The organism is Pandoraea eparura, assembly GCF_902459725.1.
Taxonomy (GTDB): Bacteria; Pseudomonadota; Gammaproteobacteria; order Burkholderiales; family Burkholderiaceae; genus Pandoraea; species Pandoraea eparura.
On sequence record NZ_CABPSH010000008.1, the window covers coordinates 61,998 to 78,774 of the forward strand.

Annotated in this window: 14 protein-coding genes and 1 pseudogene; 9 read left to right on the plus strand and 6 right to left on the minus strand. The window is 63.8% G+C overall.

Translation table 11 applies throughout. The features are described 5' to 3' along the window. Positions 1-5 precede the first annotated feature (5 nt). Positions 6-812 carry a protein-methionine-sulfoxide reductase heme-binding subunit MsrQ gene (locus PEP31012_RS16070; protein ID WP_246171335.1) on the plus strand — a complete coding sequence of 269 codons (807 nt, stop codon included), beginning with the start codon at positions 6-8 and terminating at the stop codon, positions 810-812. Here PEP31012_RS16070 and lysA read toward each other — a convergent pair. Next, on the minus strand, positions 740-2,008 hold the full coding sequence (gene lysA / locus PEP31012_RS16075; RefSeq protein ID WP_150590320.1) for a diaminopimelate decarboxylase: 1,269 nt from the start codon (positions 2,006-2,008) through the stop codon (positions 740-742). The genes PEP31012_RS16070 and lysA overlap by 73 nt on opposite strands. Before the next feature lie 117 nt (positions 2,009-2,125). Continuing rightward, a complete protein-coding gene (gene lptM / locus PEP31012_RS16080; protein ID WP_085982717.1) occupies positions 2,126-2,353 on the minus strand; it encodes an LPS translocon maturation chaperone LptM in 228 nt (75 codons plus the stop codon). A 57-nt stretch (positions 2,354-2,410) separates the two neighbouring features. Between lptM and cyaY the strand changes: the two genes are divergently transcribed. Next, entirely contained in the window at positions 2,411-2,731 is a 321-nt protein-coding gene (cyaY, locus tag PEP31012_RS16085) for an iron donor protein CyaY (protein WP_150590321.1), read from the plus strand. A 114-nt stretch (positions 2,732-2,845) separates the two neighbouring features. Here the strand turns inward: cyaY and PEP31012_RS16090 are convergent, their stop codons facing one another. Next, positions 2,846-5,287, minus strand: coding sequence for a penicillin-binding protein 1A (locus PEP31012_RS16090; protein ID WP_150590322.1), 2,442 nt, complete (start codon positions 5,285-5,287; stop codon positions 2,846-2,848). Between the two features lie 243 nt (positions 5,288-5,530). Here PEP31012_RS16090 and pilM point away from each other — a divergent pair, with 243 nt between their 5' ends. The 6 genes and pseudogenes from pilM to PEP31012_RS16120 all read left to right on the plus strand — a co-directional run bounded on the left by pilM (position 5,531) and on the right by PEP31012_RS16120 (position 12,809). Further along, positions 5,531-6,580, plus strand: a complete 1,050-nt coding sequence (pilM, locus tag PEP31012_RS16095; protein ID WP_150590323.1) for a pilus assembly protein PilM — start codon at positions 5,531-5,533, stop codon at positions 6,578-6,580. Next, entirely contained in the window at positions 6,577-7,242 is a 666-nt protein-coding gene (locus tag PEP31012_RS16100; protein WP_174978261.1) for a PilN domain-containing protein, read from the plus strand. Before pilM ends, PEP31012_RS16100 begins: the two co-directional genes overlap by 4 nt. Then, a complete protein-coding gene (locus PEP31012_RS16105; protein WP_150590325.1) occupies positions 7,232-9,919 on the plus strand; it encodes a type IV pilus secretin PilQ in 2,688 nt (895 codons plus the stop codon). The genes PEP31012_RS16100 and PEP31012_RS16105 overlap by 11 nt, the downstream gene beginning before the upstream one ends. Then, positions 9,813-10,331, plus strand: a pseudogene (locus PEP31012_RS16110) (shikimate kinase); the annotation flags it as partial. The gene PEP31012_RS16105 and the pseudogene PEP31012_RS16110, both read left to right, overlap by 107 nt. Positions 10,332-10,579: 248 nt before the next feature. Beyond that, positions 10,580-11,656: a 3-dehydroquinate synthase gene (gene aroB, locus PEP31012_RS16115; RefSeq protein ID WP_150590327.1), complete on the plus strand. Its 1,077-nt coding sequence runs from the start codon at positions 10,580-10,582 to the stop codon at positions 11,654-11,656. A gap of 16 nt (positions 11,657-11,672) precedes the next feature. Then, positions 11,673-12,809 carry a deoxyguanosinetriphosphate triphosphohydrolase gene (locus PEP31012_RS16120; RefSeq protein WP_150590328.1) on the plus strand — a complete coding sequence of 379 codons (1,137 nt, stop codon included), beginning with the start codon at positions 11,673-11,675 and terminating at the stop codon, positions 12,807-12,809. Positions 12,810-12,962: 153 nt separating this feature from the next. On the opposite strand, the gene PEP31012_RS16125 is transcribed toward PEP31012_RS16120, so the two are convergent. From PEP31012_RS16125 to PEP31012_RS16135, 3 genes are all read right to left on the minus strand, one after another. After that, complete coding sequence (locus PEP31012_RS16125) at positions 12,963-13,340, minus strand: ElaB/YgaM/YqjD family protein (protein WP_165385382.1); 378 nt, start codon at positions 13,338-13,340, stop codon at positions 12,963-12,965. 318 nt (positions 13,341-13,658) lie between these two features. Beyond that, positions 13,659-14,408 carry an OmpW/AlkL family protein gene (locus PEP31012_RS16130; protein ID WP_150590330.1) on the minus strand — a complete coding sequence of 250 codons (750 nt, stop codon included), beginning with the start codon at positions 14,406-14,408 and terminating at the stop codon, positions 13,659-13,661. Positions 14,409-14,675: 267 nt separating this feature from the next. Then, positions 14,676-15,524, minus strand: a complete 849-nt coding sequence (locus PEP31012_RS16135; RefSeq protein ID WP_150590331.1) for an OmpW/AlkL family protein — start codon at positions 15,522-15,524, stop codon at positions 14,676-14,678. Positions 15,525-15,723: 199 nt separating this feature from the next. Here PEP31012_RS16135 and PEP31012_RS16140 point away from each other — a divergent pair, with 199 nt between their 5' ends. Beyond that, positions 15,724-16,425, plus strand: coding sequence for a transposase (locus PEP31012_RS16140; protein WP_150590332.1), 702 nt, complete (start codon positions 15,724-15,726; stop codon positions 16,423-16,425). Positions 16,426-16,777 lie beyond the last annotated feature (352 nt).

Sequence of the window (16,777 nt, forward strand, 5' to 3'; positions counted from 1 at the left end):
CCGATATGTCCATCACCCCACGTCATCCGGGCGAGGGCCCCGACGTCGCCGTCGAGGCAGCGGCGCCCACCCGAGGAAACGGGAACGGTTTGCCGTCAGCGGTTGCCGCTGCGCGCGCGGCCGGTCAATCGGCGCAACACCGGCAACGCTGGCTGCCCTGGGTGAAAGCGGTCGTGTTCCTGTTCGCGCTGTCGCCGGGGCTGCGACTGGTTGCGTATGGCGTGATGGATCGGCTGGGAGCCAATCCGGTTGAGTTCATCACCCGTTCGACCGGCACATGGACGTTGGTCATGCTTTGCATCACGCTCGCGATTACGCCGATGCGACGCTTGTCGGGCATGGTTTGGCTGCTGAGGCTGCGGCGCATGCTTGGACTGTTTGCATGCTGCTACGGCGTGCTGCATTTCGCCACGTATGTCTGGCTGGATCAGTGGTTCGATTGGGCGAGCATCCTGCACGACGTGTCGGGCAAGCGCCCCTTCATCACCGTAGGATTCACGGCATTCGTGCTGATGGTGGCGTTGGCGCTGACGTCGCCGCACGCGGTGGTGCGACGCATGGGCGGGCGGCGTTGGCAGCGGCTGCATCGCCTCATCTACGCGATTGCCGTGCTGGCGATTCTGCACTACTGGTGGATGAAGGCCGGCAAGAACGATCTTGCCCAACCGGCGATCTACGCGATCGTGGTAGCGAGCCTGCTCGGCGCCCGTGTACTGTGGGCGCTTCGCAGGCGGCGGGCTCAGACGTTGGCAGGCAGCAGTCGTTCGCCCGCGAAGAGCGACTCGACCGTTTCGCGTTCGCGAACGAGGTAGGCTTCGTTGCCATCGACCATCACTTCGGCCGCCCGCGGGCGCGTGTTGTAGTTGGAACTCATCGTGAAGCCGTAGGCGCCTGCGGAGCGAATCGCGAGCAGATCGCCAGGGGCAATCGCCAAGGTGCGGTCGCGGCCGAGCCAGTCGCCGCTTTCGCACACGGGGCCCACGACGTCGTAAATCGCCGCGTCGACGGCACGTCGCTCGACAGGGTCGATGCCGTGATAGGCCTCGTACATTGCCGGTCGCGCGAGATCGTTCATGGCCGCATCGACGATGGCGAAATTCTTCGTCTCGCCGTGCTTGAGGAATTCCACGCGCGTGAGCAGGACGCCGGCGTTGCCGACGAGCGAGCGGCCCGGCTCGAACAGCACCTGACGGTGACCGTGGCCGCGCTTGGCGATGTGATCGAGAAGCGTGGTGGCGAATGCGGTGATATCGGGCGGCGTCTCGTCGGTATAGGTGATGCCCAGGCCGCCGCCCACGTCGATGTGGTGCAATGAGATGCCCGCAGCGTCGAGCTTCTCGACCAGATCGAGCACCTTGTCGGTGGCGTCGAGGTACGGCGAGATTTCCGTGATTTGCGACCCGATGTGGCAGTCGATGCCGACGACTTCGAGGTTAGGCATGGCGGCGGCGGCGCGATAGGCCTCGAAGGCTTCTTCGTAGGCCACCCCGAACTTGTTGCCGCGCAGACCGGTGGAGATGTATGGGTGCGTCTTGGCGTCAACGTTCGGGTTCACGCGCAGCGACACGCGAGCGCGCTTGCCCATTTGCCCGGCGACTTCATTGAGTCGGTCGAGTTCTGGGCGCGATTCCACGTTGAAGCAGAAGACGTCCTTTTCGAGCGCGTAGCGCATCTCGTCCGCGTGCTTGCCGACGCCTGAGAACACGGTGCGCTTCGGGTCTCCGCCGGCCGCGATCACGCGGGCGAGTTCGCCGGCCGACACGATGTCGAAACCCGCGCCAAGCTTGGCGAACACGCCGAGCACGGCGAGGTTCGAGTTCGCCTTGGCGGCATAGTGCACCGCGGCGTTGCGGCCCTCGCAGGCCTTGGCGTAAGCCTGGTACGCGTTCGTCAGGGCCGCTTTCGAATAGACGTACAAAGGCGTGCCGAAACGCTCGGCGAGCGCGGGCAGTGCAACGCCCTCGGCATGGAGGACGTCGTTGCGGTAGGAGAAGATGGCGTCGGACATCGCGAAAACTCGGTAATCAACTAGGGCACGCCGGGGAGGCGGAGGGCTTCCTGCCGGCATAGATCGGCGTAAATCGGCGCATTCCGCGCATTCCGCCTTAATTCGTATTGTTCCTGCTTATTCCGGCTTCGCTGCCGGAAGCGAAGCGGCTGGCGGCACGTCGACCGACGGGCCGCGCTGCGGTTCGGGCACGAGCGGCGGCGGTGGCAGCGGTGCGCCGGGCGGCGGCGTCGGTTTCACCGGACGCGCGGGGATATACAGCGGCCCGGCCTGACCGCAACCGGCCAATACGCTCAACAGGGCAATCGACGCTACAATCGCGCAGGTTCGAATAGGTGCAGTCATGGGGGTATCGCCGCGTGGTGCGGCATGCAAACGATGACGCAAACCGTGGAGTTTAGCATGACGGAAAGTGAATTCCTGGCGCTCGCCGAAGCCGTGTTGGCGCAGGTGGAGGCCGCTGTCGAGGACAGCGACGTGGACATCGATTGCGAGCGAACGGGCAACGTCCTGACGCTCGAATTCGAAGACGGCAGCAAGATCATCGTCAACCTGCAAACGCCGATGAGCGAAATCTGGGTGGCTGCGCGCTCGGGGGGGTACCACTACCGACTCAAGGGCGACGAATGGCGCGACACGCGCGATGACGCCGAGCTGTTTGAGGCGCTGTCGCGATTCGCGTCGCAGCAGGCGGGCGAGACGGTGACGCTGCTGGCCAACTGAGAACGCTGAGAACGAAATCGCAGCGCGGCGCTCTGGATGTGATCGGCGGCGCCGCACGGGCCGGTGGTTTGGGAGTCTTACGGACCGCCGGCATCGACAGACCTGTCAGCCCCGTCAGGGCTTGTTGTTGAACATATCCAGGATGCGCTGGCGCTCCTGACGGTCCACCGGCGCGGGACTCGGTTGGGCGGGCATATGGCCGGGCAACGGTCCCGCCGACGGGCCCATGGCGGCGGAGCCATCCGGGGCGACGTCGGCGCTCAGGCCGACGGTGCTGACGGCGCGTCCCGGCGGATAGTCGTCGAAGTAATAATCGCCGTTAGCCTGAATAACCCCAGGCGGCACCGCACGCGTCGATTCCGGCACGCCGCGCAAGGCTTTGGCCATGTAGTCGATCCAGATCGGCAGCGCCAGACCGCCCCCCGTTTCTCGATCCCCCAGATTACGCGGCTGATCGAAGCCAATCCAGGCAACGCCGACCAACTGCGACTGATAGCCTGCGAACCAGGCGTCGTGCGAATCGTTCGTCGTGCCCGTTTTGCCGGCGAGATCGCTGCGCTTGAGCACGTTGGTCTTGGCGGCCGTGCCACGCGTTGCCACGTCGTGCAGCATCGAATTCATGATGAAGGCGTTACGCGTCGAAATCGCACGGATCGACTCGTCGCCCGCCGTGGACGGTTTTTCCTCCATGATGACGTTGCCCTTCGAATCGGTAATGCGCGCGACGATGAACGGATTCACGCGGAAGCCTCCATTGGCAAACACGGCATAGGCACTCGCCATCTGCAGCGGCGTGACCATCCCCGCGCCCAGCGCCATCGGCAGGTAGGCCGGATGCTTGTCCGCCTCGAACCCGAACCGTCCGATGAACTTCTGCGCATAGCCCGGGGTAATGCTCTGCAGGATTCGAATCGACACGAGGTTGCGCGAGCGCATCAGCGCGACGCGCATCGGCATCGGCCCGTCGAAGCCACCGCCGTAGTTCTTCGGCTCCCACGGCTGGCCACCCGTCTGCGCGGCCGAAAAGTACAGCGGGGCGTCGTTGATGATCGTTGCCGGTGCAAAACCCTTTTCGAGGGCCGCTGAATAGATGAATGGCTTGAAGCTGGAGCCCGGCTGACGCCACGCTTGCGTGACGTGGTTGAACTTGTTCCGACTGAAGTCGAAGCCGCCGACAAGCGAGCGGATTGCGCCGTTCTGCGGGTCGAGCGATACGAATGCGGCTTCGATGTCCGGCATCTGCACGATCCGCCAGTTGTGCTTCGCGTCCTGGGTCACACGAATGACCGAGCCCGGGCGAATCTTCTGCTTTGGCTGGGCCTTCGCGCTCAGTCCGGCTGCTGCGAAGCGCAAGCCGTCGCCGGTGACGGTCACGTCATCGCCATTCAGTAGCACCGATTTGACCTGCTGCGGCGACGCGGACAGCACAACGGCCGCGACCATATCGCCGCTGTCCGGATGTTCGACCAGCGTGTCGTCGATCAATTGCTCACGCTCGTCCTGATCGGCTGGCAGGTCGATGTTGGCCTCCGGCCCGCGATAGCCATGGCGCAACTCGTAGGCCATGACGCCTGCGCGCAGCGCTTCATAAGCGGCTTCCTGATCGGCTGAATTGATCGTTGTGTAGACGTTCAGGCCGCGCGTGTAGATCTCGTCCTTGAACTGCGCGTAGAGCAGCTGGCGAACCATCTCCGCCACATACCCGGCATGAACGCTGAACTCGCTGCCCAGCCCACGCACCACCAGTTCCTGCGCTATGGCCTGATCGTACTCGGACTTCGAGATATATCCGAGGTCGTACATCCGCTTGAGGATGTACTCCTGACGCACGCGGGCACGCTTGTAATTGACGATCGGGTTATAGGCCGACGGCGCCTTCGGCAGGCCGGCGAGCATGGCCGCCTCGGCGAGCGTGATGTCCTTCAGATCCTTGCCGAAATAGACGCGTGCCGCACTGGCGAAGCCATAAGCGCGTTCGCCGAGATAGATCTGATTCATGTACAGCTCGAGAATCTGATCCTTCGTGAGGCGCGACTCGATCTTGTAGGCGAGAAGCGCTTCGTAGATCTTGCGCGTGTACGTTTTTTCGCTGGACAGGAAGAAGTTTCGCGCGACCTGCATCGTGATCGTGCTGGCACCTTGCGCCGACCCGCCGCGCGCGAAGTTGGCGACGCCAGCGCGGAAGATGCCGATGAAGTCGACGCCGCCGTGCTGATAGAAGCGGTCGTCCTCGATGGCAAGTACGGCCTTCTTCATCACGTCGGGAATGTCGGCGAAGCGCACAAGATTACGGCGCTCTTCGCCGAACTCGCCGATCTGGATGTCGTCGGCGGTATAGATGCGCAGCGGAATCTTGGGCCGGTAGTCGACGATCGTGTCGAGCGACGGCAACTGCGGCGTCATCACCACCAGGATGTACCCCGCGAGCAGCGCGCCACAGACGACCATCGCGGCGATCAGGCCGGCGAACCAAAGCGTGAGGCGCAGCCACAGCGAGCGGCGCGGTTTGGGTGGGCGCTTGTCGCGGGGTGTCTCGGTTTGGGGTGTGCTTGCCATGGGGGAACCGGAAAAATCGATGAACTGATTATAACGAACGACCCGAAGCCGCCCGCCTCGACGCCCCGAAATCGGAGTTCTGGCCTAGGAGGTATCGGAATCAGACGAGAAAAGCGGGCGCGGATTCCTAAACCGCCCCTCGTTTGGCGGGCGAGCGCGCGGATTCGGACTGGTCCGATTGGGCGGCCGCGTCGCGCTGGATAGCATCGATGACATCGACTGGGTAAGAGACGGGAGGACGTCATGATCGAAGCGGTTCTGCGCGGTGTGCGCCACATGGGCAGTCAACTGGCGTCGGCGTTTCCGCGCGGCGGGGGTGGCGGTTGCGGTATTCATTTTGACGCCGGCGGCATGCATTTCGTTCGCTTGATGCGGGTGGCCGGTCCCGCGCAGTTGCGTCTGGACGCGTGCGGGACGGCGGCGCTGGAGGATGGCATCCTGCGCGGCGCGTCGATCGCCAAACCCGAGGCCGCTGCACGTCGCCTGGAGGAACTCTTGGAGCGGCTTGGCACGCCCGTGCAGGACCTGCAGGACGACACCATCGTGCTGGCACTGCCTGCCCATGCGTTGAAAACGCAGGTCGTCGAGCGTCCGGAGGACGTGCCGCCGCGCGCCTTGCGGGCGTGGTGCGAGCGCCGCGCCGCCCGGCTCCTGCCCGGCGACGGCGATCCTGTCCTGCGCCATCGCGTGGGCGTGACGTGGGCCGACCTGGGCAACCATCGTCTGCGTTTATACGCGTGCGAGGCCGAACTGGTGGATAGCCGCATCGCGGTACTCGAGATGTCGGGGCTTCGGGCACAGGCGATCGATGCGGCGCACGAGGCCGGACGGCGAGCGTTCCGATGGGCATGGCTGGCCGATGGTGTAGCCGGCGCGCCAGCGCCGCCGCGCACGCCCATGGCATTGCTGCAAATCGACTCACATCACCTCGATTTGTCCGTCTTCGATGGACACACCTGTGTGGCCGACACGCGTGAGCGTTTCGACGGTCTTGGTGGCCATCCGGACGCGTTGGCAAGCGTGGTGCGAGAGCTGTCGGGCAAGCTGCCGGTCGCCCCGAGCGTCATGCATGTCGCGACGCAAGGCGCGAGTCCTGGCGGCCTGGTGGCGATTTGCGACGCGCTCGGCGCCGCCTGTGCCATGCCTGTGCGGCCATTCGATCCCCTGCGACGATTCGAAACGTCGCTCCCTTCCGGGCCGAGGCGTCAGACCTTTGCGCAACGCACTTCGCTTGCCGTGTCGTGCGGATTGGCGTTGCGTGCGATGTCGATGCGGGGAGTGACATGCGAATGAAGGTCGAATTTCCGCCGCTCGATTTCCTGCCCTCGTTCGCTGAGCGCCGGCAGCGGGAGTTTCGACGGCAATGTCGCCGATGGGCGTGCGTGGCGGCGTGCGGTGGACTCGCATCGCTCGCGCCGGTCGCTCGCGACCTCTCCCAACGCGAGCACATCCAGGCGCAAACGGCGGCGCTGCGCGCGGCGAGCGAGCGGCTCAGCAAACACGCTGCTGCGTTCGATAGCGCCGGGCGCGCGCTGGCGGCCATGGGGGCACATCGCCGGGCGGCAGCCGCGTTGATCGAGCGTCGGCAACCTGTCGCGTACCGGTTGCTGGACATCATGCGCGCGTGCGCCGACGGCGTGCGATTGACGTCGGTGAAATTCGGCGACGACCAGGTGCGTGTCGAGGGCTATGCAACGACGCAATCAAGGGTGCGAGAAACGCAGAGGCGATTGAGGACGCTGCCGTGGGTGCGCAAGGTCGCGGAAGTCGAATCGAGTGTCGTGCCCGAGAGCGTCAGACGGCAGTGGGTTGGCGCCGTGACCCAGGCGTCCGCGCCGACGCTTCGCCGTTTCGCGTTGCGTATTGAACGAAAACTGGCATCCAATCCCGTCGCGATGTCGGTCAATGCCGAGGTCGATGGACTGTCGAGTGAGGAGGTGTCCGATGTACGGTGAGCGCCCACCGGCGGACGATGTCCGCGATATTTTTCATGATGTGGCGGCCCGCTGGCGTTCGCGATGGGCGGCATGGACATCCGTTTCGCCGGCCGAGTGGGCCTCGCCGGTGCGGTGGGGGCTGACCCTCCTCGCCTGGCTGATGGGGCTTCTGATGGCGTGGTCGATCTGGTGGCTGCTAGGCCTGCCGGTGCGGGCAACCTTGCGCAAGGATCTTGGCGTCGAGCAGCAGGCGTGGGATCGGGCCAATGACGCGGCGCGCCGCTTGCCCGCGTTGTCGACCGTGCTGCGCGACGCCGAGGCCGAGACGATGGCCTGGCGTCGTCTGCTGCCCGTTGCGTCACAGCACGAGGGGGATACGGCGGTCGAGGGCGACGAGGGCGGCGAGGGGAGCGAAGCGGTCGAAGTGGGCGAGGGAGGCGAGGGAGGCGAAGCGACGCGCACGCCAGCACCGAACCCATCCGAGACGTGGCTATCGGCGGATGCCGATGATGACGCACGTTCGGCGTGGCGTGCCGATCTCGAGCGGCTCGCGGCACGTTTGGGGCTGACACTGGAGGCGGCACGGCCGGGGCCGTCCGCATCGGTAGGGGACCTCGACATCGAGCGTGCCGAAATGCGTGTGAGGGGGCGCGTCGCCAATCTCCTCGACTGGCTTGCCGAGGTCGACCGCATGCCGCGACATCTGGCGGTCGAGCACCTGTCGCTCGAGGGGCCTGCATTGGGCACGCCGGGCGCGGCAGCGGTCGAAGAGGCCGATGCCGGCGTCACGGCGATGGTCGCCGCCTACGCCTGGCGACGTCCCGCAAACCTGCCCAGTGCGCCTTCCGGGCGCCCCTTGCCGGCGTTACCGGCGCCGGTCCCGCGCTGGCAGCCGCCGGCAGACACGATCGACGTGTTTCGCGCGCCGCTCACGCGGCGGGCCGCACAGGACGCCGTGACGATGTCGACGTCGAGCCCGCAGCCGACGGTCGACGAAGGGACGCCCGTCGGATCGATGCGCGCGGGATCGCGTAGGGTGGTGTTTCACCGGACATCCGCCGCAGGATTGGCCGCGATCTGGAGCGACGGGCCACCGCAACGGGGAGATGCGATCGAGCGTTCCGACGCGCCAACCGTCGACGTGACGCTCCACGGCGTCGAGGCGGCCGATGCTTTGCGGGCCTTTGCCCGTCTGACCGGGCGCAGTGTGGTGATCGGCGAACGTGTGGCAGGGCGTCTCGACATGGAAGTGCAGCGCGTCTCCGCCGCCGCGGCGTTCGAGGTCATGACCCGTAGCGCCGGTCTTGGCGTTCAATCGTTGAACGGTGTCGACTGGATCGCGCCGCGTGCCGACCTGCTTGCCGACGAGCAGACGCAACTGGAAGCGGCCGCAAAGCGCGAGGCCTTGCTGCCCCTGGCCAGCCGTCGCTTCACGCTGAACTACCCGCGAGCATTGGCGCTGAGGGAGATCCTCATGGGGGAGAAGGACAGCAAGGGGCAACGCTTGTTGTCGGCGCGAGGCAGCCTGATTGCCGATCCGCGCACGAACCAATTATTTGTGACCGATTTGCCGGAGAAGCTCGATGCCTTGGCGTTGTTCGTCGCGCGCGTCGACGTGCCGGTTCGGCAGGTGTTGATCGAAGCCCGCATTGTCGAGGCCGACGACCGGTTCAGTGAGTCGCTCGGCGTCAGGCTGGCGGGATACTACGGGCGCGGTAAAGGCGGGGCGCAGACGGGCGAGCCGGCCGTCACGGGGGATCCACGCGGCACTCGCAGCACTCGCGGCGCGAATGGCGCAGGGGAGACGCTCTCGGGGAATGCACTCGACATAGGCCTGCCCGCGGCGGCGCTGTCTGGCGTGGTGCCGCCGAGCCTGGCAATCACGCTTTTCGGCCGCTCGGCCACGCGCTTCCTGCAACTGGAACTCTCGGCGCTGGAGACCAGCGGGCGCGGACGTGTCGTTTCCCGGCCGCGCGTGGTTACGGCAGACAAGATTCAGGCCGTCATCGAACAGGGCACGGAGCTGCCTTACCAGACGCAAAGCGGCCGTCGCAATGCGACGTCGGTCCAATTTCGCAAGGCCACGTTGCGGCTTGAAGTGACCCCGCTGATTACGCCGGACGGTCAGGTGATTCTGGATGTCGATGTGCGCAAGGACAGCGTTGGACAGGCGGTGGCGCAGGGATTTGCCGTGGACACCCGGCATGTGAAAACGCAGGTGCAGGTCGAGGACGGGGGGACGGTGGCCATCGGCGGGATCTACCAGGAAGAACGGCGCGACAGTCGGGCCAGCGTACCGTGGTTGGGCGACCTGCCGTTGCTGGGGGCATTGTTTCGTAACCGCGCCAGCGACGACCGCCGCACGGAGCTGCTGGTCTTCCTGACACCCAGCGTGGTGCCTGAGGGCAAGGGGGGCAACGATGCCGAGGATCGGGCGGATTCCCTCAATGTCGCTCCCGAGCCCGCGCAAAACGACCTGCCGTCCGGTCATCGTCCGCTCACTGGGGTACTCTCCGAGTTGACGCGTTCCGCACGCCCGACGCATATCCCGGTATCATCGGGGGCTGGAACCCAAATATCAGCGATTTATGCTGGAAAACGTAATACTTGTCGGACTGATGGGGGCGGGCAAGACCACGGTTGGGCGCGCTGTGGCTCGACGTCTCGGGCGGCAGTTCTACGACTCCGACCATGAGATCGAGGCGCGCACAGGCGTGCGCATTCCGATCATCTTCGAGCACGAGGGTGAGGATGGCTTCCGCCAGCGCGAAGCCCAGACCATCGACGAACTCACGCAGCGTAGCGGTATCGTACTCGCCACCGGCGGGGGGGCAGTGCTGCGCGCGGAAAACCGCGAACACATCAAGTCACGCGGTACCGTGGTTTATTTGCGCGCCAACCCACATGACCTCTGGTTGCGCACGCGTCGTGACAAGAATCGCCCGTTGCTGCAGACGGCCGATCCGCGCGCACGTCTTGAAAAGTTGTTCCAGGAGCGCGACGCCCTTTACCGCGAATGCGCAACCTTCGTCATCGAAACGGGGCGGCCAAGCGTGAATGCGCTGGTCAATATGGTGCTGATGCAATTGGAGGTCGCCGGGATCGTTCCCAACAATACCGGCATGGCATGCGATGCGCCAGACGAGCACGAACCTGCGCATGAGGGCGAGCGTTCGCATGGCGATGACCCTGAGGGCGCGCACGGTGACAGTGGCGCGGTGCCGGCGGACGGACACAACGACGATCTGCCGCAGGCCGGTTGCGATGACGTCGTGCAGACAACGCCCGTGTCGCCCGCACGTGATACCTTTCCTCGCTGATATCGGCGATATCGCTGAACATGACAACAAGCGGCATGATTACCCTCAAACTTGATTTGGGCGAGCGCGCCTATCCGATCCACATCGGCACCGATCTGCTCACACAGGAAGCCTTGTTCGCCCCCCACGTGCGCGGCACGCATGCCGTGATCGTGACGAATACGACCGTCGCCCCGCTTTACGCCGAGCGCGTTGCGGCAACGCTCCAGCGGCTCGGCAAGCAGGTGGTCACCGCCGTGCTGCCCGATGGCGAGGCGCACAAGAACTGGCAAACGCTCAATCTGATCTTCGACGAACTGCTGGGCGCCCAGGCAGACCGCAAGGCGACGCTGATCGCGGTGGGCGGTGGCGTCGTCGGGGATATGACCGGGTTTGCCGCAGCCTGCTACATGCGCGGTGTGCCGTTCGTGCAGGTGCCGACGACGCTGCTCGCCCAAGTGGATTCGTCGGTCGGCGGCAAGACGGGGATCAACCACCCGCTCGGCAAAAACATGATCGGCGCCTTCTGGCAGCCGAGCGCCGTACTGGCCGACATCGGCACGTTGTCCACGTTGCCGGACCGTGAGCTGGCCGCCGGGCTGGCGGAAGTCATCAAGCATGGCGCGATCGCCGATGAAAAGTACTTCGCCTGGATCGAAGCGAATATTGAAGCGCTGAATGCCCGCGACACGGCGGCGCTGACTTACGCCGTGCAGCGGTCGTGCGAGATCAAGGCGCAGGTTGTCGCCAGCGATGAGCGCGAGCAAGGCCTGCGGGCCACGCTGAATTTCGGTCATACGTTCGGCCATGCCATCGAAGCGGGTCTCGGTTACGGCGAATGGCTGCATGGAGAAGCGGTGGGGTGCGGCATGGTCATGGCGGCCGACCTGTCGGCGCGTCTGGGTTTCATCGACGCGGCGTTCGTGCCGCGTATCAAGGCGCTGATTGCGGCGGCCAAGCTGCCGGTCACGGGACCGGATCTCGGCGAGGATCGCTATATCGACCTGATGCACGTCGACAAGAAGGCCGAAGGCGGCGACATTCGTTTCGTGCTGCTCAATCGGCTGGGGCAAGCGTTCATGACGCGCGTTCCGGATGCCGAACTTCGCGCGACATTGCGCGCCAACGTTTAGGAAAGGAAGGCTGGCGATGATCGATTACGAAGCGTCGCTTGCCTCCTACGCGGCGCGCTCGAGCGCGTCACGCGGACGGCGATTCGCGGAACCCGCACCAACGACGCGGACCGAATTCCAGCGCGACCGCGACCGCATCATTCATTCGACGGCGTTCCGCCGGCTCGAATACAAAACGCAAGTGTTCGTGAACCACGAGGGCGACCTGTTCCGCACGCGCCTGACGCACAGTCTCGAAGTGGCACAGATCGGACGGTCGATCGCGCGGAATCTGCGCGTCAGCGAGGATCTCGTCGAGGCGATAGCGTTGGCACACGACTTGGGCCACACGCCCTTTGGTCACGCCGGGCAGGACGCACTCAACACCTGCATGCAGAACTACGGCGGGTTCGAGCACAATTTGCAGAGCCTGATCGTGGTCGACGAACTCGAAGAGCATTACGGCGGCTTCAACGGCCTGAACCTCTGTTTCGAAACACGCGAAGGCATTCTCAAACACTGCTCGCGCGCGAATGCGAGAGGATTGGGAGCGCTTGGCGAGCGATTTCTCAAGGGGCTGCAGCCCAGCATGGAAGCGCAGATCGCCAATCTTGCAGACGAAATCGCCTACAACAATCACGATATCGACGATGGCGTGCGCTCCGGTTTGTTGTCGCTCGATCAGTTGGACGAGGTGCCGCTATGGAATCGCTATTGCTCGGAGGCGAGGCTGGCGTGGCCGGAGATTGCCGGGCGGCGGCTGGTGCACGAGACCACACGGCGGATCATCAATGCGTTGATCGTCGACCTGATCACGACCACGCGCCAACGTGTGGCAGACGCTTCGCCGTTCTCCATGGACGACGTCCGCGGTGCCGGACCGCTGGTCGCCTTCAGCGATGAGATGCGCGAGCAGGCCGGGCGGCTCAAGCGGTTCCTGTTCGACAACCTGTATCGACACTATCTCGTGATGCGCATGGCAGCGAAAGCGCAGCGCACCGTGCAAGCGTTGTTCGACGCCTTCCTCGCTGATCCCCGCTTGCTGCCACCCAACTACCGTACCGAGAGCGCCACGGATCAGCCGCGCTGGATCGCACACTACATTGCTGGCATGACGGATCGGTACGCGATCAAGGAATACGGCCGTCTCTTCACGATCGAACCGACGCTCTGACCCAGCCCGCGGGGATGAAGCGACACAGCCGGCTTTCGCCGGCTGCGTTTCACTGATTACGCTATTCGTGCCGCGTGTCGTGATGAGGGGGGCACTGGCATCTCGATTCGTCAGGTATGCCCCCGAGATGAGCGCAGCGGCACGACCGGTGAGTTAGCTGCGTCCCGCAATAAAGCCGAGGACCAGCGCGACGGCCGCCACGGTGCCAACGGTTTGCCATGGGCGCTCGTGCACGTAGCCATCGGCCTCTTCCCAGACTTCGTTGGCGCGACGACGCAGGTTGGCGCGGGCATCGCCAAATTCGCTGCGCGCTTCGCGAAGCTTGTCGCCGATCTCGGCGCGCAGGGCCTCGACGTCCGATGCCGACTTCGCGTTGGACAGCGCGTGGTCCAGATCGTCGAGCAGATCGCGTACGCGTGACGAGACGTCCTGACTCGCCAGACGTGCGGCGCGTGCCGTGCGGCGGCCAGCGAAGCGCGCATCGTCCAGGCTGCTGTTAAGCACCGTTTCCGCTTTCGAGGCAATTCCCATTTTCAGACTCCCAAGAGGTGGTATTGAAATGCGGCGCCCATTCGATTCGGGGAACGACGACGCCGGTGGAACCCTGAGGCGAGCGGCCATTATGGCGTGACCGTTCGCATGCGTACACCTTCAGAGACTGTCGGGGAACGAAGAAAGTTGCGTTGCGTTGGCTGAAGATCGTGTGGGAAGGCGCTGACATCGCGGCTGGAAATGAGAAAACGCCGCGCAGGGCGGCGTTTTCTGGACGGCTTGAATCGATTGTCGTTGCGCCGAGACGGGCCGAATTCAGGCGTTGGAGCGAGCCGGAAAGCGGACTTGGCGCGGGGCTTAGAAGCGGTAACCGAGCGACAGGAACGTGACCACCGGATTCAGCCTGACTTTCGATTCACTGGTCGTGGTGATCGGACCGCGCGTCGTCGTCAGCTTGGCCGTGGTGCTCACCGGGATGTACGACACCGAGAATGCGAGCGTCCAGTGCTTGTCCATGTTGTAGTTGATACCGGCGTTGAACACGGGCGCCCACGAGTTGGTCAGCTTGGCCGTCGTAGTGCCGCCCGGGCCGCCCGTCAATGCATTGCTGGCCAGCGATTGGAAGCCCGGCGTCAGGTCAATGTTCGTGTACCAGAAGTAGCTGACCCCCAGGCCGACGAACGGACGCCACGTGTCGTTTGCCTTTCCGAAGTAGTACTTCAGCAACAGGGCCGGGCTCCACTGCTTGGCCGACGCCAGCGAGCCACCACCTGGCAGCGCAAGGTTGCCTTGGCCGTAGAGGCGGAACTTCGGTGCGAAGCCGGTGACGGCTTCGACGGCGATGTTGTCGGTGAAGAAGTGGGCAAACGTGAGACCCGCGGTGTCCGAGTCGTCAACTTGTGCGCCCGTGTTGCCAAGTCGGCTGTTCACCGCTGCGGCCAGACCCGGCACGTTCGATCCGGTCACGCGGAGCGGATCACTCGAAACCTGGGGCGAGAGGTGGAACCAGCCAAGGTTGACAACGTTATCGCCGGCTTGCTGTGCAAACGCGGCCCCGGATACCGTCAACATGGCCACGGCAGCCATCGTCAAATGCTTCAACTTCATCGATTCGTCTCCTGCTCAAGATTCTTTATTGTCGAGAATTTCGGTAAATGAAATTCAGGGCCATTATGCCGACGGGGCATAGCAGCGGAAAGCAACAGTCTGGAGGGCAGGCTCTAAAGGTGTTGTTTCCATGCACCGACTCATGGAATGCCCTTAGAAAAAGGCGCTGGACGCGCGAAAGGCGTGCCCTGAAGCCTTGGGCACGCTTTTAGGAATTCACTGCGGAGTCCGATATGCCCGACGCATCATGCGTCCCGCACGTTGAGTCTAGAACTTGTAGCCAACCGATACGAAGGTGACAATCGGGTTCAGTTTGATCTCGGCGTCGGAGGAAGAGAGCACCGTTCCGTCCTGTGCCTTGATCTTGATATTCGCGGTGGTCTTGAGAGGGACATACGAAACGGAGGCACTCGCGACCCAGTGCTTGTCGAAAGCGTAGGAAACGCCGGCATTGAAAACCGGTTGCCACGACGCCGACGATTTCGCTTCCACGGTGGTCGGCCCGGTATGTCCGGAAGTGAATGCGAGCACACTGCCGAAATTCTGATTCAACGCCGCTTCGAAATTCGGATTGAGATTGACGTTCGTGAAGAACGTATAACTCACCCCGATCCCCAGAAAGGGGCGCCAGGTGGAATTGGCCTGTCCAAAGTAATACTGGAACACGAGCGCCGGACTCCATTGACGAACGCTCTGCACGATCGGATTGTTTTGCGACGCGCCAAGGTCGATACTCGTGAGCGCGCCGGCCAGTCCCGGCGGCGCGATCACGCCTTGTCCGGTAAGCTTGAACTTGGCGGGAATGCCGGCGACGGTCTGCACGGCAATGTTGTCGGTGACAAAGTGGGTGATGACCAGACCGAGCGTGTCGGCGTTACTGACCTTCGCGCCACTCCCGGGGGAGGTGAAGTTCGACGGCACGAGGGTGGGGGTGAGTCCCTCCTGCGTGACGCTGGTGGTCATCGGCTTGCTGGAGTCCTGCGGCGCGATGTGAAACCATCCGAGATTGACGACGTTGTCGCCGGCTTGTTGTGCGCTGGCGTGGGTGGATGCCAGGGAAACGCAAAGTCCGAGCGCGCACAGGCACGCCGCGGACCGAAAGGCCCGAGTTGTCATTTGTCTATCCTCCCAAGATTATTTATTTATTTTTTCGATGCATTATGCGCTTGGGATTCGCCCGCGCAATCGTCGGATCTAGAGCTTTTGTACGAATCAACGGGGTTTGGCTAGATATCAGTATTTAAAGAGATTTTTGATGACGAAACCCTCTCGACGATCGTGATATCCAGCTTTAAAGAATTACATTTGAATCCGCATGGCCCGCTTACCTCGACTTTTTATTCCACGCCAGCCGCAGCACGTGATTCTGCGCGGTAACAACCGACAGGCGATCTTCGTCGACGACGAGGATCGGCGCGTCTTTCATGACCGGCTTCGCGATGCCGCGCGCAGCAACGGGCTGGCAATTCACGCCTGGTGCATGATGCCGAACCATCTGCACCTGGTCGCGACCCCCTCGGACGAGCGTAGCCTTCCGGCCACGCTGCAGGCCGTCGGCCGTTACTACGTCCTGTATTTCAATCGGCGTCACCAGCGCACCGGCACCCTGTGGGAGGGGCGGTATCGCGCCACGGTCATCGAAGCCGAGCACTATCTACTGCTGGCGAGCCGCTACGTCGAACTCAATCCGGTGCGCGCGGGTCTGGTGGAGGCGCCCGGCAACTACCTGTGGTCGAGTTACAACCATCACGTTGGCCTGACCGTCGACAGCCTGGTGACGGACCACGCGCTGTACTGGGCGCTCGGCAATACGCCGTTCGAGCGTCAGCGTGCCTACGCGGAGGGGTTCTCGACCCCGCTACCGGCCCGTGAGATTGACGCACTGCGTACAGCAACACAGAAGGGATGGCTGCTCGGTGGGCCCGATTATCAAGCACGCATGTCGCTCGCGGCCAACCGGCGCGTGAGCCCGCTCACGCGGGGGCGCCCGCGAAAAGCAGTCTCCAACGCCCTCTGAGGACGTTCGCGGCGGGTCGCATCCGGTCTGTGAGGCGTTCTGTAGGTACTTGAAATCGCGGATATTTTATGGAGCATCGGCCGGCCAAATATTATATGACCCCAATTAAAACGAGCCTTCTTTTGGTGCGGTTTTTAATTAGAATCTGACCCCATTAAAATACTTTGTCATTGTGAATTTCATGGCGTATATTCCAACTTCGGCCGATTGGTGCGATGCGCAAAAGCGTGCGCGCTGAGTCGGCCCCCTGTGGCGACGCCCAAGAACGAACTTCGACGCGCGCGAATCCGCAGCCCCGGCCCACCCGGCCACCCCCACTTAACCCGGTCGACCGCGACGAGCATGCGCGCGG